General features: G+C 68.2%; 15 protein-coding genes and 1 tRNA gene. 7 read left to right on the top strand and 9 right to left on the bottom strand.

The features are described 5' to 3' along the window. Positions 1-76: 76 nt before the first annotated feature. Positions 77-2,116: an alkaline phosphatase family protein gene (locus PCA_RS16245; protein ID WP_181303662.1), complete on the bottom strand. Its 2,040-nt coding sequence runs from the start codon at positions 2,114-2,116 to the stop codon at positions 77-79. Positions 2,117-2,314: 198 nt separating this feature from the next. Beyond that, the gene (locus PCA_RS16250) at positions 2,315-3,958 is read right to left on the bottom strand and encodes a multicopper oxidase domain-containing protein (protein ID WP_181303663.1); all 1,644 of its coding nucleotides are present in this window, start codon (positions 3,956-3,958) and stop codon (positions 2,315-2,317) included. Positions 3,959-4,167: 209 nt separating this feature from the next. Between PCA_RS16250 and PCA_RS16255 the strand changes: the two genes are divergently transcribed. The 7 genes from PCA_RS16255 to PCA_RS16285 all read left to right on the top strand — a co-directional run bounded on the left by PCA_RS16255 (position 4,168) and on the right by PCA_RS16285 (position 8,805). Continuing rightward, a complete protein-coding gene (locus PCA_RS16255) occupies positions 4,168-4,476 on the top strand; it encodes an antibiotic biosynthesis monooxygenase (RefSeq protein WP_181303664.1) in 309 nt (102 codons plus the stop codon). A gap of 237 nt (positions 4,477-4,713) precedes the next feature. Beyond that, complete coding sequence (locus PCA_RS16260) at positions 4,714-5,046, top strand: DUF2282 domain-containing protein (RefSeq protein WP_181303665.1); 333 nt, start codon at positions 4,714-4,716, stop codon at positions 5,044-5,046. Positions 5,047-5,115: 69 nt separating this feature from the next. After that, positions 5,116-6,075, top strand: coding sequence for a DUF692 domain-containing protein (locus PCA_RS16265; RefSeq protein WP_181303666.1), 960 nt, complete (start codon positions 5,116-5,118; stop codon positions 6,073-6,075). Next, positions 6,072-6,923 (top strand): putative DNA-binding domain-containing protein, encoded by an 852-nt coding sequence (locus PCA_RS16270; RefSeq protein ID WP_181303667.1) that lies wholly within the window; start codon positions 6,072-6,074, stop codon positions 6,921-6,923. The genes PCA_RS16265 and PCA_RS16270 overlap by 4 nt, the downstream gene beginning before the upstream one ends. Next, positions 6,920-7,432 (top strand): DoxX family protein, encoded by a 513-nt coding sequence (locus tag PCA_RS16275; protein ID WP_181303668.1) that lies wholly within the window; start codon positions 6,920-6,922, stop codon positions 7,430-7,432. The genes PCA_RS16270 and PCA_RS16275 overlap by 4 nt, the downstream gene beginning before the upstream one ends. Before the next feature lie 33 nt (positions 7,433-7,465). Next, positions 7,466-8,149, top strand: coding sequence for a sigma-70 family RNA polymerase sigma factor (locus tag PCA_RS16280; protein ID WP_219918888.1), 684 nt, complete (start codon positions 7,466-7,468; stop codon positions 8,147-8,149). Further along, the gene (locus PCA_RS16285; protein ID WP_181303669.1) at positions 8,149-8,805 is read left to right on the top strand and encodes a DUF1109 domain-containing protein; all 657 of its coding nucleotides are present in this window, start codon (positions 8,149-8,151) and stop codon (positions 8,803-8,805) included. The genes PCA_RS16280 and PCA_RS16285 overlap by 1 nt, the downstream gene beginning before the upstream one ends. Positions 8,806-9,073: 268 nt before the next feature. On the opposite strand, the gene PCA_RS16290 is transcribed toward PCA_RS16285, so the two are convergent. The 7 genes from PCA_RS16290 to PCA_RS16320 form a co-directional block, all read right to left on the bottom strand. Beyond that, positions 9,074-9,150: transfer RNA gene (locus PCA_RS16290), tRNA-Arg, on the bottom strand. Positions 9,151-9,332: 182 nt separating this feature from the next. Continuing rightward, positions 9,333-11,231, bottom strand: coding sequence for a M61 family metallopeptidase (locus PCA_RS16295; protein ID WP_181303670.1), 1,899 nt, complete (start codon positions 11,229-11,231; stop codon positions 9,333-9,335). A gap of 249 nt (positions 11,232-11,480) precedes the next feature. Beyond that, positions 11,481-13,406 (bottom strand): M61 family peptidase, encoded by a 1,926-nt coding sequence (locus PCA_RS16300; protein ID WP_343204509.1) that lies wholly within the window; start codon positions 13,404-13,406, stop codon positions 11,481-11,483. A gap of 91 nt (positions 13,407-13,497) precedes the next feature. Continuing rightward, a complete protein-coding gene (locus PCA_RS16305) occupies positions 13,498-14,937 on the bottom strand; it encodes an amino acid permease (protein ID WP_181303671.1) in 1,440 nt (479 codons plus the stop codon). A 51-nt stretch (positions 14,938-14,988) separates the two neighbouring features. Further along, positions 14,989-16,251, bottom strand: coding sequence for a sterol desaturase family protein (locus tag PCA_RS16310; protein ID WP_181303672.1), 1,263 nt, complete (start codon positions 16,249-16,251; stop codon positions 14,989-14,991). Further along, positions 16,248-16,958 (bottom strand): lysoplasmalogenase, encoded by a 711-nt coding sequence (locus PCA_RS16315; RefSeq protein WP_181303673.1) that lies wholly within the window; start codon positions 16,956-16,958, stop codon positions 16,248-16,250. Before PCA_RS16315 ends, PCA_RS16310 begins: the two co-directional genes overlap by 4 nt. 7 nt (positions 16,959-16,965) lie before the next feature. Beyond that, on the bottom strand, positions 16,966-18,687 hold the full coding sequence (locus PCA_RS16320) for a sulfatase-like hydrolase/transferase (protein ID WP_181303674.1): 1,722 nt from the start codon (positions 18,685-18,687) through the stop codon (positions 16,966-16,968). Positions 18,688-18,860 lie beyond the last annotated feature (173 nt).

The raw sequence follows: 18,860 nt of genomic DNA on the forward strand, positions 1-18,860 counted from the left end.
GCTCTTGTTCTTCATGGTGCGAATCGCGGGCGGCCGGTGTCGCCGGCCGCCCGCGCATTCCGCTTTCCTTGCCCGATCAGTCCTGCATGCCCTGATCGTCGTCGTCGTTGCCCTGCTGGTGCGCCAGGCGGAAGTTGAACATATCCATCAGGTTGCCGATGGCCGGGGCGTTGAGCGGCACGTAGGGATCGGCCGGCGTGCTGACCGGGTTCGGCAGGTTGTCGCGGCTGCGTGCCGAGATGCGCTCGTGCAGGCCCCAGTTCGCCTCGACGAATTTGTCGAAGGAGACATGGTCGTAGTAGGTGTGCACCACGCGGCCGCCCTCGGAATACTTCGACACCACCAGCAGCGGGATGCGCGTGCCGTCGCCGAAGAAGTCCAGCGGCTGCACGTAGCCGGAGTCGTAGTAGCCGCCGCCTTCGTCGAAGGTCACCATGATCGCGGTGTCGGCCCACAGCTTCGGGTTCGCCTTGACCATCGTCACGATCTTCTGCACGTAGCCTTCGAACAGGCCAAGCTTGGACGAGGCGGGATGGCCGTCCAGCAGGCCGTCCGGCTTGGCGATGGAGACCGCCGGCAAGGTGCCGTTCCGGATGTCGCTGTACAGGTCGTTGATGTCCTGGTTGCGCGCGCGCAGCTTGGGATCGGTCATCACCTGGGTGGAGTACAGGAACGGGTTGCAGATGTTGCAGTAGGTGCCGCCCTCGCCGTCTTCCTTGCCGTTGTCCCAGCCTTCGCCGTAGTACTTCCAGCTCACGTGGTGGCGGCTGAGCAGCAGGGCCAGGTTGTCCTGCTTCGTCGGCGGGATGGTGAACTGGTTGGCGCCCAGCGGCGCGGGCGTGCCGTCGCCGAGATAGCCCGGGTTGTAGTTGTTGACCAGGTAGTAGGCGTTGCGGCGGCAGTCGCCGTGGCGGAAGCTGCGGTACGGCAGGCCCTTCAGGTAGTTCCTGACTTCGGCCACGCCGGGCTGGCTGTCGTCCGCGCAGTTGACGTAGGAGCCGCCGCCGTAGCCGCCCTGCACGTACCAGTTGTTGGTGCCCGGCTGCGCGTCGGGGTTCTCGATCTGGTTCACCGGCGGCGTCGCCGGCCTGCCCTGCGCGTCGGCGTAGTAGATGAGGTCGCCGTAGCCGAGCATGATGTGGTTGGCGCCGGTGCCGCCCATCACCGACTGGTGGAAGTTGTCGCTGAGCGCGTAGCTGCGCGCGAGCTGGGCGAAGTACGGCGCGTCGCCCCGGGCCACGTTGAGGAACTGCATCGCCGTGGCGCCTTCGCCGGTGGTCTGGTCGGTGAAGTTCGCGGGTTGCGGCTTGCCGTCGCTGCCGGCGCCGATGCTGGTTTCCACCCAGGGGAACAGGTCGCTGCGACAGCCGCTGGGATTCGCGGCCGTCGCCGCGGCGGCGCTGCAGTCCAGCTGCTGCCACATCTGGAAGAAGCGGTGCACGGGGCTGTTCGCGTAGGCGTCGTAGCTGAGCGAGGCGTGCATGTCGACCGGCGCGTTCGGCAGCTGCGCGGGGAAGCGCGTGTCGAGCACGTGGTTCGGCAGGCCGCTGCCGCCGGAGGCGAGCTGGCCGTAGGCGTCGTCCGGCAGCCCCGGCTCCACCGCCTGCGCCTGCTGCGCCGAGGCGAAATACGGCTGGGTCGGCGTACCACCGGTGTTCATCGCCGGCAGCATGTCGTAGGGTGCGGTGCGCTGCGGCGCCATCGCGAACTTGCCGGTGCTGCGCGCCTGCCACTGCTGCGCCTTCGCCACGTGCGGACCCGGCGTGCCGTCGGCGTTGACGATGCCTTCGGACAGCAGGTTGCGCACGCGCTGGCCGCCCGGCGGCGTGTAGGTGGCGAACACGTGGTCGAAGGTGCGGTTCTCGCCGATCAGCAGGATCACGTGCTTGATCGGGGTGCGCGTGCGGTCGCTGCGGTCGTCGCCCTCTTCGGCGCCGTGCAGCAACACCACGCCGCCTGGCAGGCCGTGCTGCGCATGCTGGCGCGCCTGGTTGCGGAACTGCGCGTCCTGGTCGGCTTGCGCGGCGGTCTGCGCGCTCGCCACACCGGCGACGCCGGTGACGAGTGCGGCGACAACGAATGCTCTCAATCGCTTGCGACGAAACGTCGTGAACATGATGGGCTTCTCCTGAGGCCGCTCCGCACGGCCTGGGCGATAGTCCCCCTGATTCCGGCTGCGTCGTGGGGGTGTGCGCCGCGGCCAGGGCGACAGTCTTGTCCGCGCAAATGACCGCGTGTTGGCGCGTGCAAGACACGCGCACGCCGGATCATTTCAAGGTGATGAAAATTCGCAGCAACTTGCGCTACAGCGCACTCAGCCTGGCAGCAGTTCGTAAGGACGCATCATTTCGTTGTCCTCGTGTTCGAGCAGGTGGCAGTGCCACACGTAGCGACCGGGCTCGCCCTCGAAGCGCACGGCGATGCGCGTGACCATGCCGGGGTCGGCGCGCACGGTGTCCTTCCATCCCGCCTCGTGCGGCGGCGGCTGTTCCGCGGGGCCGGTGTACTTCAACTGCCGGTGCGCATTCCAGGCGAACAGGTCGAACGGACGCCGGTCGAGCACCTGGAAGCGCACCAGGTGCAGGTGGACCGGATGCGCGTCGCCGCTGAGGTTGATGAAGCTCCAGGTTTCCACCTGGCCCGCATGCGGCCGTTCGGAGATCGGATCGGACCAGCGCTTGCCGTCGAGCAGCATGCGCAGCGCATTGCCGCCGGCATCGTCCATCTCGCCCAGGGCCAGCACGCGGTCGTGCGCGCCCGAAACATCGAGGCGCGGCACCGGCCGCAGTCGTGCGGGCAACACCGAATCGTCGCGGCCGCCGCGTTCGCGCACGCGGAATTCCACGATGCCGCCGCCATGCAACTGCAGCTGCGCGCGCTTTCCGGCCAGCGCGGCGAAATCGACCACCACGTCGGCGCGCTCGGCGGGATAGAGCGTGATGCGTTCGCGCTCGACCGGCGCCGGCAGCAGGCCCTGGTCGCTGCCGATCTGCTGGAACACCAGCCCGTGCGAAAGCGCCAGCTCGAAGAAGCTGCTGTTCGCCACGTTGAGCAGGCGCAGGCGATAGCGGCGCGGCTCCACGTCGAGATACGGAAACAGCTTGCCGTTGCACAGCACGGCATTGCCCTGGCACTGCATCACCCATGGCGCCGCGGGATCGTCGGACACCGGGTAGTACAGCTGCCCGTCGCGGCCGATCAGGCGGTCGCACAGGAACAGCGGCAGGTCGTGTTCGCCCGTCGGCAGGTCCAGCGCGCGCTCCTGCGCATCGCGCACCAGCCACGCGCCGTACAGGCCGGCGTAGATGTTGAGGCGGGTGATGCCCATCGCGTGGTCGTGGTACCACAGCGTCGCCGCGTCCTGCCCGTTCGGATAGCGGTTGAGCGCGGAGCGGCCCGGCGCGTACCAGTCTTCAGGCCAGCCGTCGCTGTCCGCCGGCACGCGCGCGCCGTGCACGTGCGTCGCCGCGCGCACCTCGGGCTTGTCGCGTTCGGCGCCGTGGATGGTGTGGTCGATCGGCAGGAAATGCCGCGCTGGCAGCGCATTCGTCCATTCCACCAGCACCGGCTGCTCGCGCTCCACCTCGATCGTGGGCCCCGGCGAGCTGCCCGCGTAACCCCACTGCGGCGTGGGCGGCAGGTCGCGATGCAGACGCGCCGCGAACGCGCGCATCTCCATGCGATAGCACGGCAGCGAATGCCCGGGCCACGCCGGATGCTCGCGCCGCCCGACGGGATGCGCACGCACCGGCAGCGGCAAGGGATCGACGAACGGCGCCAGCGTGACGGGATTCACCAGCGGCACCTTCGGCGCGGCGAGCAAGGCCGCCGTGCTGCGCATCGGCATGCCCGGCATCGCATCCGTCGCCATGCCGGGCCGTGCAAGCACATCGGCCAGCACGCCGGCGCCCAGCAGGCTGCCGGCGGCGCGCAGGAAGTTCCGCCGCGAGGCGCTCATGCCGCCCGTCCGGCCGTGCGGGCCACGACCATCGATCCACGAGTAAGGAAACGGGTGCGCCTCATCCCACGCACCGTAAACACGTGGAATGACGGTCAGATGTCAGCGGCACGGACCAACCCGTTACCTCGCCCGCCCCTGTAGCGAACCTTTCTTCGCGAAGCCGGACAGGCACGCCATCCAGACCATCCGAGACGAGGAACGAATCCATGACCAGGACAGCAGGCGTTGTCGTCTTCACTGCCAGGCCCGGCCAGGGCGAGGAAGCAGCGAAACGAATCGCCGCGGCACTTCCCGCGGTAGAAAAGGAAGCAGGCACGATGCTCTGGCTCGTGCTGCGCTCAAAGGCCGACGCGGACAAGATTTTCCTCGTGGATCTCTTCGACAGCGACGAAAGCCTGGACGCGCACATGACCGGCCGTGCCGCGACCCAGATCTTCGCGACCGTTCCGGAACTGCTGGCAGCGGAGCCCGAGCTTCATCCGAGCACGGTGATTTCGTCGAAGCCGGCGTCGTGAACAAGGCCGCGCCCGAGTCCGTGCAACCTGCGCATCGACGAAACGCACGCCGCCGTTCGGCATGAACGTTCCACGATCCAGAAGTCCCATCGAAGCGCCGAGGGCGATGAAAAAAATTTCTGCGCACCGGCGTTACCTCGGCAGCCTCGACAACGAACCTTACTTGCAGGCGCGCCCCGACGGCCGCCATACCGCCAGCAGCAAACCATGGCTGGCCCAACTTTGAGGAGAGCAAACATGTCCGATCGACTGATGTCCAAGCTGGTGGTTGGCGCCTTCGCCGTTGCCTTCGGTTCGCTTGCCGCCACGGCCGCGACCGCCCAGGAATTCACGCCGATGCAGAAGCAAGTCCAGGCCGCCAACATGGCGAAGGTGAAGTCCGGCAAGGTCGAGCCGTGCTTCGGCGTCGCACTGAAGGGCCAGAACGACTGCTATGCCGGCGCCGGCACGTCCTGCGCAGGCACCAGCACCGCCGACTACCAGGGCAATGCGTTCAAGCTGGTGGCGACCGGCACCTGCACCGCCATCAAGACGCCGAACGGGATGGGCAGCCTCAAGCCCAAGGTCTGACGACCCGCCTGGCCGGACTTCCGCAGCCCGGCCAGCGCCCTCTCACATGTATCGCCCGAGACGAACGCCATGCCCGGTTCGACCCTCAAGCCGTCTCACATGCGTATGCCGAAACGCGCCGGCGTTGGCCTGAAGGCCGAGCATTACCGGACGATCATCGAGACTTCGCCCGACGTGGGTTTCTTCGAGGTGCACGCCGAGAACTACATGGGAGCGGGCGGCCCGCCTCACCGTTACCTGTCCGCGATCCGCGACCGCTATCCGCTGTCGCTGCACGGCGTCGGTCTGTCGATCGGCGCGGATCGTCCTCTGGACAAGGATCATCTTTCGCGCCTGAGGCGATTGATCGATCGCTATGAACCGGCGCTTTTCTCGGAGCACCTCGCCTGGTCCAGCCACGACGCCGGCTTTCTCAACGATCTGCTTCCCCTGCCCTATACGAACGCGATGCTCGAACGCGTGGCGGAGCACATCGACCAGGTGCAGGCGTCGATCGGTCGCCAGATGCTGCTCGAAAACCCTTCGACCTATCTTTCCTTTGCCGAGAGCACCTGGTCCGAACCCGAATTCATTGCCGAGATCGTCAGGCGCACGGGTTGCGGCCTGTTGCTGGACGTGAACAACGTGCATGTCGCCTGCACCAACCAGTGCTGGAACCCGGTTGCCTATCTCGACGCCTGTCCGCTTTCCGACGTGCAGCAGATTCACCTGGCCGGTTTTGCGACCGATGCCGATGAAAAACATCGCACCCTGCTGATCGATGCGCACGATCGTCCGGTCGCGGAAATGGTGTGGGCCTTGTACGCACATGTGATCGAACGCACCGGTCCGCTGCCGACCTTGATCGAATGGGATGCGAACGTGCCTTCCTGGCCCACGCTGAAGGCGGAAGCCGAGCACGCCCAGATCGTCATGGCCGACATCGACGGCGCGCGACGGCGAGCTCCCTCCTTCGCCGGCAGCACCGGCAACCATCGCAGCCATGGCGCCGCCCCCGCTCAATCTCGTTCTGGCGGAGGCTGCCCATGATCGACACGGCTCGCGGCTCCACCCGCAATCTTCCATACCCCGCACGGAGGGTCCGCGCTGCCAGCCTTGCCGAGCAGCAGGCGGCCTTCGCCATTGCGCTCCTTGATGCGCAGCAGCCGCTCCCCACCGGCCTGCAGGGTCCCGACGGGCAGCCGAGCGCCAGGCGCTTTGCCGTTTATCGCAACAACGTCGTCGTCGGCCTGGTCGAAACCCTGAAAGCCGCGTATCCGGTGATTCTTCGCCTCGTCGGCGAGGAGTTCTTCGTTGCCATGGCACGTGCGTACGTGAGGGTGGAACCGCCGGCCTCGCCGATCATGCTCGATTACGGAGCCGGCTTCCCCCGGTTCATCGGGCAGTTCGAGCCGGCCGCCGCCCTGCCCTACCTGCAGGACGTAGCCCGGCTTGAACGCGGATGGGTGGAGGCTTATCACGCCGCCGATGCCTTGCCGCTGCCGCTGTCCGCGTTCGGCCGAATACCGCCGGAAGATATCCCGCGCCTGCGGCTCGTGCTGCATCCGTCGGCCCGCATCGCAAGGTCCGTTTTCCCGATCGTCGAAATCTGGCAGGCGAACGTCGACGGCAACGGCAGCCTGTCCATCGACCTCGACGACGGTGGCGACGCGCTCGTCGCCCGTCCCGACATGGAGGTGGAAGTTCGACGCCTGCCGGAAGGCGCCGCCGCTTTCATCGAGGCATTGCGGGCGGGAGCGTCCATCGTGGATGCCGCCGCCGAAGGCCACTCGGCCAGTTCGCGTTTCGATCTTGCCGGCACGCTGCGCGGCGTGGTCGAGGCCGGAATCGTCGTCGGCCACGACTCAGCACCCACCGGATCGTTGGAGGAAGCATGAGCCCCAGGCTGGTTTCGTTAGGCGGTGCGGCCGCCGCGGTCCGTCATGCGCTGTCCCGGATGGAAACGCTGGCGCGCTGGATCGCGCCGCCGGTGCTGCGCGTGGCGCTGGCGCTGCCTTTCCTGCGCTCCGGCCTCACGCGCTGGGACGGCTTCCTGTCGCTTTCGCCCGCCACGCTTTTCCTGTTCGAGAACCAGTTCAAGCTGCATGTCTTCGGCGGCGAATATGCGCTCGCCGCGCCCGACCAGTTGGCCTGGTTGACGGCATGTGCCGAGATTGCGCTTCCGGCGTTGCTGTTGGCCGGGTTCGCCACGCGCATTGCCGCGTTCGGCCTCTTGCTGATGACCGCGGTGATCCAGCTGGTGTTTCCGGACGGCTGGGCGAATTTCCACCTGTACTGGGCGGCCATGGCCATGGGCATCATCGCCGTCGGACCGGGGGCGATCTCCATCGACCACTGGATCGCCAAGGGCACCGTTCGGCCTGGTTCGCCGAGAGCACAGCGATGATCTCCCCCTGCTCCTCCGCAAGGCCGCAGGACCATGGCCCGCTCGCTTCTTCTGCTTCCGGAAGCCGGCACGATGCAGGATGACGCGCGCCTCACCCTGGTGACCTCGGATGGCGAGGCCATCCGCGGGAAAGCGAAAGCCGCCTCCCGGGAACCGGAGGTCGGCGTATCGCGCGATCTCGACTGGTCGATCCTCATGGCGCACGCCCAGGAGGGCAATTCGACCGCCTACCTGCGCCTGCTCCGGGAAATCACGCCCTACCTTCGATCGCTGGTCAGGCGGTGGATCAAGGATGCATGGGACATCGAAGACGCCGTGCAGGACATTCTGCTGACGCTGCATTCGATCCGGCATACCTACGATCCCTCGCGGCCATTCGGGCCCTGGCTGGTCGGCATCGCCAATCGCCGGGCCATCGACAAGCTGCGTCGCCGCGGCAGGCAGGCGCTGCGCGAAACCCCGCTCACCGCCGAGCACGAGGCAACCATCGCGGCAGCCGGCAACAGCGACGATGCGCTGGAAAAGCAGCACCTGGAAAAGGTCATCAATGACCTTCCGCCGATCCAGCGGACGGCGGTCGATCTCCTCAAGCTGAAGGAAATGTCGTTGAAGGAAGCCTCCGACGCTACCGGGCTTTCCGTGGCGTCGCTCAAGATGGCGACCCACCGGGCGCTTCGGAACTTGCGCAACCTGCTCTCCGACCGGAGGGACTCGTGATGGACACTTCCGATCTGCTCCTCTCCCTCGCCACCAACGTCCCGCCCGTGAAACGCTTGCGGCCGCCGATGTTGCGCGCGCTGGGGTGGCTGCTGCTTGCCGCCGCGATCATGGGCCTCATGACGCTCAGCCATGGCGTGCGCCCGCAATTCGCCGAACACATGCGGGACCCCGTGTTCGCCATCAACATGGTCTCGTCGCTGCTGACCGGCATCCTCGCGACCGTCGCCACCTTCTTCGTCAGCCTGCCGGACCGGTCGCGCCGATGGCTGCTCCTGCCCGCGCCGCCGCTGATCGCCTGGCTGTCGACCATCGGCTATCAGTGCTTCGCCGGCTGGGTGCCGGTACCGCCGGGCGCCATCACGGTGGAAGGGGCTTCGAGCTGCCTCGCCACGCTCGTGCTGACCAGCCTGCCGCTGTCCCTGTTGATGCTGGTGATGCTGCGCTACACGGCGACGCTCCGGCCCACGTCGATCGTCCTAATGGGGAGCCTCGCGGTTTCGGCGATCACGGCAACCGCCCTTTCCATGTTCCATCCGCTCGATGCCACCGCGATGATCCTCGGATGGAACCTGGGCACCGCCGTCCTGTTTCTCGGCATCGCCGCGATCTTCGGCCGGAGGCTGTCGAACACGGCACGCGCGAAGGAACGCTAGTTGCAAACCCGGGCCGCCGTGCCGGGGATCGCAACCACTCCACCCGGTCATGCACGGCGCTCATCGACCCGCGCCAGCTCCCGCTGACAGGCCCGGGCGCGCCACGCGATGCATTAGCCACACATTCTTCGGCACCCCACATGCAGCTATCGGCGACGCGCGCGCCAAGGCTGATTGGCGACTGACGCGCGGCAGGGTTGCCATCCCGAAGGGGATGCCCTGCAACATGTCGACTGGAGGGCGACCAGGGGTTTCCCTGGAGCCAAGATGGCGCGCCCGGAGGGATTCGAACCCCCGACCAATGGCTTCGGAAGCCACTACTCTATCCGGCTGAGCTACGGGCGCGTGGTGGTGCAGCACCGCGCGGGACCGTTGCGGTCCGCGGCGGACGGGCAGTATAGCGGAGATGGCGGGGATCGCCCATGCGGGCGGGACTGCCGGGTTGCAGTGGTTTCGCGAGGCGTCCCCTCACCCCGGCCCTCTCCCCGGAGGGGAGAGGGAGCGGCTTCAGGCGAGGGGGGTTGCGGTCAGCGGGCCTTGAACAGCGTGGTCAGCGTGTCGGGCTTGCCGGCGTCGCGCACCAGGTGCGGGTACTTGAGGCCGTCGTGGTAGTCGATGCGCAGCGTCTTGTACTGGTCGAAGTCCTTCACCAGCAGTTCGATCGGCTGGTTCTTGTCCTTCGCCGCGGCGGCGACGGTTTCCTTCAGGTCGTCGGGATCGTAGTCGTGGCCGTTGACGGCGACGACGGTCATGCCCGGCGACAGGCCGGCCTTGAACGCGGGGCCGTCCCACAGCACGTCGTTGATCGCGCCGCCCTTGCCCACCGACACGCCGAGCGAGTAGGTGAGGTCGGCGAAGTGGCGGCGCGCCTCGATCGCCTTCACCGCGGCGCTGGGCTTGTCGGTGTAGACCAGCTTCCAGCCGTGCGACGCGAAGCCGCCGGTCAGCGGGCCGTGGCCGTCGAGCAGGTCGCGCAGGTACTTCGCCCAGTCGTACGGCGCGATGGCGTCGAGCGTCTTCACCACGTCGTCGAAGGTGTAGGTGTTGGTGACGAAGCTGCCGTTGTCCATGCCGAAGAAGTCTTTGGCGAAATCGTCGATGCTCTTCTTGCCGCCGCTGAGCGCGCGCAGCTTGCCGTCCACGTCCAGCCAGATCAGCTGGCCGGCGGAGTAGTAGTCCTCGCTGCCCTGGTAGTTGCGGTAGGGCAGCGGCGCGCGCTGGGCGATGATGGGATCGTTGGTGGTGTCCTGCACGTTGCGCCAGCTGGCGAGGCCGGGGCGGCCCTTGTCGTAGGTGGCGGCCACGTAGGCCCACATGTCGTGCGCCTGCTCCTCGTTCCACAGGCCCGAGCGCGAGGCCATCACCTGGCCCCAGAACTGGGTCTGGCCTTCGTACACCCACAGCAGCGAGTCCTGCATCGGCACGTTGAGGTTCGGCGTCCACAGGTCGGCCGGGCGGCGGTACTTGCCGTCCCAGGAATGGTTGAACTCGTGCGAGAACAGGTCGCGGCCCAGCGCGTTCTTCTCCCACGCGGTGAAGAAGTCGGCGGAGGTGCCGTCCTCGCTGGACTGGTGGTGCTCCAGGCCGTTGCCGCTCATCTTGTCGCTGAGCGAGACGAGGAAGTCGTAGTGGTCGTAGTGGTGCGCGCCGTACAGCTTGTACATCTGTTGCACCAGCTCGCGGAACGGCTTGATCTGCTCGGGCTTGATCTCGAGGTACTTCGGCGCGTCGGCCACGATGTCCATGTGCACGCCGGCCTTGGCGCCCGGGTCGAGGTCGATGCGCTTGAAGTACTTGCCGGCGTAGATCGGCGAGTCCACCAGGGTGTTGTAGGTGGTGGGCTTGAAGTGCACGGTGTCGCCGTCGCGCGAGGCCACTTCCAGCGCGCTGCCGAACTGCCAGCCGGCCGGGAAGGTCACGCTGGCCTCGGTCTTGATCTGGCGGGTGTAGTAGCCGGCCGGATACACCGAGTTCGCGTTCCATTGCAGGTTGAGCATTTCCGGCGTCATCACCACGCGGCCCTGGCGGGTGTTCTGCGGCGACAGGAACTGGAAGTCCACCTCGACGTTGCCCGCGCCCTGCGGCACCTCGACATGGAAGGCGTAGACGTTGAGCGGATCGCGCGTCCACGGGATCGCCTTGCCGTTCGCCTTCACCACCAGGCCGGCGAACTTGTCGATCGGGCCGGTGGGCGAATGGTTGCCCGGCAGCCACTGCGGATACAGCAGGGTCAGCGGGCCAGGCTGCGCAGGCACCACTTCATGCACGCGGAACACGCGGTGCGCGAGGTCGGTGGCGTCCACCTTGATCTGCAGCGTACCCGGGTAGGCCACGTCCTGCGGCGGCGGCACATCGGCGAAGGCGTTGAGGCTGACCAGGCCGAAGGCGCTGGCGACGATGGCGGAGGCGAGGCGTGTGGCTTTCAATGGGTTCTCCCTGGGACTACCGCCGCGCGGATCGCGTGGCGCGGACATGGAACACGGATGCTAGACCGGCCGGGCGACCCATCCCCCTGCCATTGGTCATGGCGGATGCGCGCCGGCACGGGATGTGCCAATGCCTTCCCGCCGGCAGGAAAGACCGCGGCGGCAATGCAAGGAAAAGCGCCTCCCCCGCCCATCCACATGCGGCGGGGGAGGCGCTTTCCACGGCAACGGTCGTGGGGGAACGCGGTATCACTTGCGCGGGGCGATGATCGCTCCGAGCAGGTCCTTGCCTTCGGCACGCACCAGATGGGGATAGCGCAGGCCGCCGTGGTAGTCGATCTTCACCGTGCTGTACACGTCGACGTTCTTCACCAGCAGCTCGATCGGCGCTGTGCCGGTCTTGGCCGCGTCGACGGCATCCTTCAGCGCATCGGGCGAAAAGTCCTTGCCGTTCACCGCCACGATGACGAGGCCGGGCACCAGGCCGGCCTTGAACGCGGGGCCGTTCCACTGCACGTCGTGGATGCTGCCGCTCTTCGAGGCGGAAAGGCCGAGCGAGTCGGCGAGGTTGACGCCGTGGCGAACGTTTTCCATCGCCTTGGTCTCGGCGTTGGGCTTGTCGGTGTAGACCAGCTTCCAGCCGCCGCGTGCGATGCCGTGCTCGGGCAGTTCGGGGCCGGTGTAGTCGAGGCGCGTGCGCAGGAATTTCGCCCAGTCGAACGGCTGCACCTGGTTCAGCGTGCTCACCACGTCGTCGAAGGTATAGGTCCTGGTGACGTAGCCGCCGTTGTCCATGCCGTAGAAGGCATGCGCGAAGTCGTCCAGCGAATGCTTGCCGCCGGACAGCTCACGGATCTTGGTGTCCACGTCGAGCCACAGCAACTGGCCTTCCGGGTAGAAGTCGGTGCCGCGGCGCCAGTTGGCCCAGCCGCCGCCGCCGTAGTAGGTGAGCGGCGCGGCGTCGGCGGTGTCCTGCAGCGAGCGCCAGGCGCGGCCGGTGCGGCCGCTCATCGACGCGTCGATGTTCGCCATCGTGTCGCGGAACTGTTCGGGCGTCCACAGGCCGGCGCGCGCGGTGAGCACGCTGCACCAGTAGTCGGTGAGGCCCTCGTACACCCACAGCAGGTCGTCCTGCATCTTCACGTTGAAGTTCGGCGTCCACAGGTCGGCCGGGCGGCGGAACTTGCCGTTCCACGAGTGCACGAATTCGTGCGGCATCAGGCTGGCCGCCAGCGTGTGCATGTCGTCGCTGGTGAAGAAGTCGGCCGGCAGGCGGTCGTCGCTGGACTGGTGGTGCTCCAGCCCGAAGTGGCCGGTGTGGTCGGACAGCGTGAGCAGGAAGTCGTAGTGATCGTAGTGGTGCGCGCCGAACAGCAGGTTGGTCTGCGTCACCACCGCGCGCTGCTCTTCCAGCTGCTTGCCGGTGAGCTTGATGTCCTTCGCGCCGTCGCCCACCACGTTGAGGTGCACCGGCACCTTCGCGCCCGGCGCCAGGTCCACGCGGTCGAAGTGCTGGCCCGCGATCAGCGGCGAATCCACGAAGTGGTTGAAGCTCACCGGCTTGAACCGCACCGTGCTGCCGCTCTGGCTGGCCACCTGCAGCGCGGTGCCGAACTTCCAGCCGGCAGGCAGCTGCACCGTGGGCTGGATCTGGATCTGCCGTGAGTAGTAGCCGGCCGGATAGAACGCCACCTGGTTGAACTCCACGTCCACCAGGTTCGGCGTGGACGAGGCGCTGGCGCCGAACAGGCTGTCCTCGCCCGGCGCTGGCGAGAGGAACTGGAACGAGAGATCGAGCTGGCCCGCGTCCGCCGGCACGTCGAGATGGATCGCGTACATGTCGCGCAGGTCGCGCCGCCATGCGAGCTGCTTGCCGTTCGCGGTGATGACCAGCCCCGCCACGTTCTGGATCGGGCCCGACGGCGCGTGCTCGCCGGGAATCCATTCCGGATACAGCAGGGTCACCTCGCCCGGCTTCACCGGAATCGTCTCGCGCACGCGGAACATGCGCTTCGGCGCGTCGGTGAGGTCCACGTTCACCGTGAGCGTGCCGGCATACGGCTGGTCGACCGGCGCGGCGCGACGCGCATCCTGTGCGGCGGCAACGGCGGACAGGGAAAACGCCGCGGCCACGGCGGCGGCGAGCAGGCTGGAATGCAGGGTGTGGCGGGTCACGGAAAGCTCCGGCGAACGACGGCTTGGCCGCTGGATGGTAGGCCGCGCCTGCGCGCGACCACCCTGCCAGAGGTCATGCCGCGCGACGAAACTACTTGCGCCCGTCCTCCAGCTTGCTGTGCCGCATGCCGTAGGCGAGATAGATCAGCAGCCCCAGGCTCACCCAGACCAGGAACACCTTCCAGGTGATCGCCGGCAGTTCCGCCAGCAGCCAGATGGAGAACGCGATGCCGACCAATGGCACCAGCGGCACCCACGGCGTGCGGAACGCGCGGTGCAGATCCGGCTTGCGCCTGCGCAGGATCATCACCGAGGTGCAGATGACGATGAAGGCGGAGAGCACGCCGATGTTCACCAGCTTGGCGACCTCCTCGATCGGCAGCAGGCCGGCCACCAGCGCGGTGAACACGCCCAGCACCACGGTGGGGCGGTGCGGCGTGCCGTAGCGCGGATGCACCTTCGCGAACCAGCCCGGCAGCAGGCCGTCGCGCGCCAGCGCGAACCAGATGCGGGTGGCGCCCAGCATGAAGGCGAACAGCACGCTGATCAGGCCGAACACCGCCGCCACCGACACCGACAACGCCACCCACTCCAGGCCCAGGCCCTTGAACGCGTCGGCCACCGGCGCCGCGGTGTTGAGCGTGTTGTAGTGCGCGATGCCGGTGAGCACCAGCGACACCGCGAGGTACATCGCCATCGAGATGCCCAGCGACAGCAGCACCGCGCGCGGCAGGTCGCGCTGCGGGTTCTTCGATTCCTCCGCCGCCGTAGTCAGCGTGTCGTAGCCGAATACCGCGAAGAACACCACCGCCGCGGCCGCCGCGACGCCCTGGAAACCGAAATGCGCCACGCCGTCGGCGCCGACCGCGCGGGCCGGGATGAACGGCACCCAGTTCTCCGGCTTCACGTAGAACGCGCCTATGCCGATCACCAGCACCACGGCGGCCACCTTGATCGCCACCACCAGGGTGTTGAAGCGCGCGCCCCACTCGGTGCGGAAGATCAGCAGCGCCGACACGCCCAGCGTCACCAGCGCGGCGACCACGTTGAACACGTGGCCCTCGCCGGTGCCCATCGCGCCCTGCGCCCACACCGGGATGTGGATGCCGAGGCCGGTGAGCGCGGACTGCACGTAGCCGGACCAGCCGATCGCCACCACCGCGACGATCAGCGCGTATTCCAGCAGCAGGTCCCAGCCGATCAGCCACGCCGCCAGTTCGCCGAGCACGGCGTAGCCGTAGGTGTAGGCGCTGCCGGTGACCGGGATCATGCCGGCGAACTCGGCGTAGCACAGCGCCGCCGCCGCGCTGGCGACGCCGGCGATCAGGAACGAGAGCACCACGGCCGGCCCGGCGTTGATCGCCGCCTGCTGGCCCGCGAGCACGAACACGCCCACGCCGATGATGCCGCCGATGCCGATCGCGGTGAGCTGCCACAAGCCCAGCACGCGGCGGAAATCGCCGCGGCGCTGCGCCTCGCTCTGCAGCTGTTCCACGGACTTGTGGCGGAGTATCCGGCTCAGAAAACTCATGCGCTCATTCCTGCGGGAAACAGGGGGATCATAGCCAATGGCCGCCCGGGGTCATGGGTCAACCGTCACGGGCCGCCCGGGAATCGCGGCAGTGCGCAGCCACGGCAGCGCCAGCGCGCTGAGGCCGAACACCAAGGCGATCGCCAGCGCGACCCGGCCATCCAGGCGGGCGACGCCGAACCAGCGCCCGCTGGCCAGCGGCAGCGCCGCGGTGGCAAGCGCGCGCAGGCCCTCCGCCCACCACGCCCAGCGCCGCCCTTCCATCAGGGCGCCCAGCACGCAGAGCGCGGCCACCTGGTAGGCCGCATACAGCAGCAGGACGGACAACGCCGCGTTGCCCGCCATGCCGAGGAACTGGGTGACCATGCCCAGCAGCAGCGCGAACTGCAGCAGCACGTAGCACTTCAGCGCGCCGGACATCGGCGGGTCGTAGCGCGCGGCAGGCATCGCGAACGCCGGCTTGGGAAAGCGCGCCGCCACGTCGGCGGGACGCCAGCCCGGCGGCTTGATCCACACCAGCAGCTTGTCGCGCCAGCGCCGCGCGTGCCACGCATCCTGCGCGGTGCGCCAGTACACCTCGGCGTTCGCCCACAAGGGATTCCAGCTGCGCAGCGGCGAGCGCGTGCCGTACACCGGCGGGTCGGCATCGTCCTCTTCCACGAAGCTGCCGAACAGGCGGTCCCACAGGATCAGGATGCCGCCGTAGTTGCGGTCGAGGTAACGATCGTTCACCGCGTGGTGCGCGCGATGGTTGGACGGCGAGCAGAACACGCGATCGAACCAGCCCAGCCGGCCGATCTGCTCGGTATGCACCCAGAACTGGTACAGCAGGTCGATCAGCGCCACCACCACGAACACCTCGACCGGCACGCCGAGGATCGCCAGCGGCAGGTAGAAGACCCAGCCCAGCAGCGCGCCGCTGCCGGTCTGGCGCAGGGCGGTGGAAAGGTTGTAGCGCTCGCTCTGGTGATGCACCACGTGGGCGGCCCACAGGATGTTCACCTCGTGGCCCAGGCGGTGCAGCCAGTAGTAGCAGAGGTCGTAGCCCAGCAGCGCGCCGATCCACACCAGCACGTTGCCGGCGGGCAGTTCGAACAGCGCGAAGCGCTGCGCGCACCACGCGTAGATGCCGATGGTCAGCAGCTTGGTGAACACCGCCACGAGCTGCGAGATCGCGCCCAGGCCGATGCTGTTGATCGCATCGTTGCCGGCATAGGCGTCGCGGCCGCGCAGCTTCGCCACCAGCAGCTCGATGCCGATCAGCAGGAAGAACACCGGCGTGGCCCAGGTGATGATGAGTTCCTGCGTGTTCATGCCCCGCCCCCGCGCCCGTCGCCCTGCACCGAGCGGGCGATCCACCACAGCGCCAGATAGTACGCCGACAGCACCCACAGGCTGGCGAGCGGCAGCGGGCCGCGGAAGCGATCCCAGGCCAGCACGCTGTCGCTCAGCATGAATACCAGCGCGCCACGCGCCGCACGCCACGCCGCGGGCGCCAGCACGTCGCCGCGATGCGCCAACGCGCGCGCCAGCGCCTGTCCGCCCATGCCGCACAGCACCACGACGTAGACGATCACCGGCACGCGCAGCGGCGCGTCGACCGCGCCCCACAGCAGCGCGAGATTCGCCGCGCCATACGCCAGGCAGATGGCGAGCGGCCACGCCGGCGCAGCGAAGCGGCTGTCGCCAAGGAACGCCGCGATGAAGCACGCATGCGCGAGCAGGAAGGCCAGCAGCCCCGGCACGAACAGGTCGCCCGGCAACATCAGCAGCACGTCGCCTGCCAGCGAACAGGCGATGCCGGCCAGCACCAGCCACCGATAGCGCGGCGACACCGCCGGCCGCGCGCGCCACGCCAGCGCGAAGATCAATGCGGTGGCCAGCGGCTTGCAGCACCAGTGCAGCCATTGCCAGCCCGGCGCCGCATGCGCCATCAACGCGCCCGCGATCGCGGCGGCGGCCGCGGCCAGCACTGCGGCGGCGAGCGCGCGCGGATACGCTGCAGCGGCATGTCCGGCCATGTCGCGCCTACTCGTACACGTGCAGGCGCCCGAAGACCCAGGCGTAGTAGGAGGCCAGCAGCGGCTTGTCCGGGCAGTCGTCGAAACGGCCCTGGCAACGCTCGCGCAGCGCGGTGGCGGCGGAGAAATAGGGATCGGGCGGCAGGCCCGCGGCCTGCAGCACCATCGTCGGCAGGAAGGCGATGTCGAGCGACGGGTAGGTCGGCAGCGGCGGCCCGGCGAAGTTGCTCTTGATCATGTAGTAGGTGAGGAAGTCGCGCTGCGGCCGCAACTCCGGCGGCAGCCTGCGCTCGAGCGGGCGGATCAGCCCTTCGAAGGACGGCTGGTGGTCGCCGAAATGCACCAGCACGGTGGGCTGGTCGCGGTCGAGGAAGTCGCGCTCCAGGCCCTGCATCGCCACGTCGGAATCGTGCAGGCGCCACAGGTAGGTGTCGAAATCCAGCGCGCTCTCGCCCTTGCCCGACAGGCCCTGCACCATGCCGCGCCAGGGCGCCGGCAGTTTCTCCATCGGGTTGTCGTCGTGCGGGCCGTGCTGGTTGATCGTGAGGATCATCACGAACACCGGCTGGCCCGGCTTCTTCAGCTTGTCGTAGGCGCGCCTGGCGGCGGCGAACATCTGCGCGTCGGTTTCCTCCCACTCGTCCAGGCCCAGTTCGCCCGCGCCGTAGAGGTGGTCGAAACCATAGGCGCGGTAGGCGTCGCGGCCGTTGAGGAAGGCGCCGTTGGTGGGATAGATCGCGATGGTGAGGTAGCCCAGCCGGCGCAGCAGGTTCGGCAGCGTGTCGTGCACGTGCGGCGCCAGCACGAACGGCGCGTACATGCCGCCCGGGCCGAAGATGTCCTGCGGCAGGCCGGTGTGCACCGCGAACTCGCTGACCCAGGTGCCGCCGCCGAAGGTGTGGGTGCGCAGCATGCCGGTGCCGCGCGTGCGCGCGTCCGGCTGGAACATCGCGAAGCGGCAGCCCGGCACGCCGTCGCAGGCGGCGAAGATGGCCGGGTCGAACGTGCTCTCCTCCAGCACCTGCACGATGTCCGGATACGGCGGCGGCCGCGTGGCCGACGGCGCCTGCGCGGTGGCGCCCCACTGCCTGAGCGCGGTGGCGTCGTCGGACATCGCCGGCATGGTCACGCCGTCGTCGTTGAGGTTGACGAAGAAGTTGGTGAGCTGGGCGTCGTCGGAAAGCTTGTCCCACACGTTGCGGTCGTGCAGCGCGGCGAACGGCCCCGCCGGCAGCAGGCAGGCGCGGAACGCCACCGCGCACAGCAGCGCGCCGCCGATGCGCCAGGCCGTCCTGCCCCGGCCGGGCCGCCGCGCCAGCAGCGGGCGATCCAGCTTCCACGCCAGCACCAGCAGCAGCGGCACCAGCAGCAGCACGCCGGCGCCCAGCAGGTACAGGTGCGGGTAATGGCGCAGCGTGGCGAGCAGGCTGGAGCGCGCGTAGTAGACGAAGTCCGCCGGCATCAGGGCCGTTTCGAGGTAGGCCTCCTTGAGGTCGGAGATGAAGCGCAGGCCAAAGAACAGGCCGCCGGCCAACAGCAGCGAAAAAGCCGGCCGCAGGCTGGCGCACAGCAGCACGCCGGTGACGCACAGCATCAAGGCCAGCACGAACAGCTTCTGCAGCGGCTCCGGCTCCGGCCACACCGTGGCCCACGCACAGGCCGCGAAGGCCAGCACGGCGACCGCCCGCACCACGCCGCTGCGCATGAAACGCACCGAAAACCACACCATGCCGCCTGTCCCCTGACCGTAACCCGACGGACGCCGGGCCGTCATATTACGGTGAGTGGAGGGATTGCGCGCGGGGCGGGGGTCGGGCGTTCAGGCGAACGGGCGCGGCGTCGGTCCGGTGGGAATGGCACGACGCCTGCGTGGCCAGGACGAAGGCTGCGCGGCTGGTTGCC

The sequence above is a fragment of the Rhodanobacter sp. PCA2 genome (assembly GCF_013620825.1).
Classification (GTDB): Bacteria; Pseudomonadota; Gammaproteobacteria; order Xanthomonadales; family Rhodanobacteraceae; genus Rhodanobacter_A.

What these genes read in the sequence shown, in the direction of transcription:
- PCA_RS16285 (WP_181303669.1), top strand. Translation starts at nt 8,149, where the DNA reads ATGGACACTTCCGATCTGCTCCTCTCCCTCGCCACCAACGTCCCGCCC.
- PCA_RS16245 (WP_181303662.1), bottom strand. Translation starts at nt 2,116, where the DNA reads ATGTTCACGACGTTTCGTCGCAAGCGATTGAGAGCATTCGTTGTCGCC.
- PCA_RS16265 (WP_181303666.1), top strand. Translation starts at nt 5,116, where the DNA reads ATGCCCGGTTCGACCCTCAAGCCGTCTCACATGCGTATGCCGAAACGC.
- PCA_RS16280 (WP_219918888.1), top strand. Translation starts at nt 7,466, where the DNA reads ATGGCCCGCTCGCTTCTTCTGCTTCCGGAAGCCGGCACGATGCAGGAT.
- PCA_RS16320 (WP_181303674.1), bottom strand. Translation starts at nt 18,687, where the DNA reads ATGGTGTGGTTTTCGGTGCGTTTCATGCGCAGCGGCGTGGTGCGGGCG.
- PCA_RS16275 (WP_181303668.1), top strand. Translation starts at nt 6,920, where the DNA reads ATGAGCCCCAGGCTGGTTTCGTTAGGCGGTGCGGCCGCCGCGGTCCGT.
- PCA_RS16270 (WP_181303667.1), top strand. Translation starts at nt 6,072, where the DNA reads ATGATCGACACGGCTCGCGGCTCCACCCGCAATCTTCCATACCCCGCA.
- PCA_RS16260 (WP_181303665.1), top strand. Translation starts at nt 4,714, where the DNA reads ATGTCCGATCGACTGATGTCCAAGCTGGTGGTTGGCGCCTTCGCCGTT.
- PCA_RS16250 (WP_181303663.1), bottom strand. Translation starts at nt 3,958, where the DNA reads ATGAGCGCCTCGCGGCGGAACTTCCTGCGCGCCGCCGGCAGCCTGCTG.
- PCA_RS16310 (WP_181303672.1), bottom strand. Translation starts at nt 16,251, where the DNA reads ATGAACACGCAGGAACTCATCATCACCTGGGCCACGCCGGTGTTCTTC.
- PCA_RS16255 (WP_181303664.1), top strand. Translation starts at nt 4,168, where the DNA reads ATGACCAGGACAGCAGGCGTTGTCGTCTTCACTGCCAGGCCCGGCCAG.
- PCA_RS16305 (WP_181303671.1), bottom strand. Translation starts at nt 14,937, where the DNA reads ATGAGTTTTCTGAGCCGGATACTCCGCCACAAGTCCGTGGAACAGCTG.
- PCA_RS16315 (WP_181303673.1), bottom strand. Translation starts at nt 16,958, where the DNA reads ATGGCCGGACATGCCGCTGCAGCGTATCCGCGCGCGCTCGCCGCCGCA.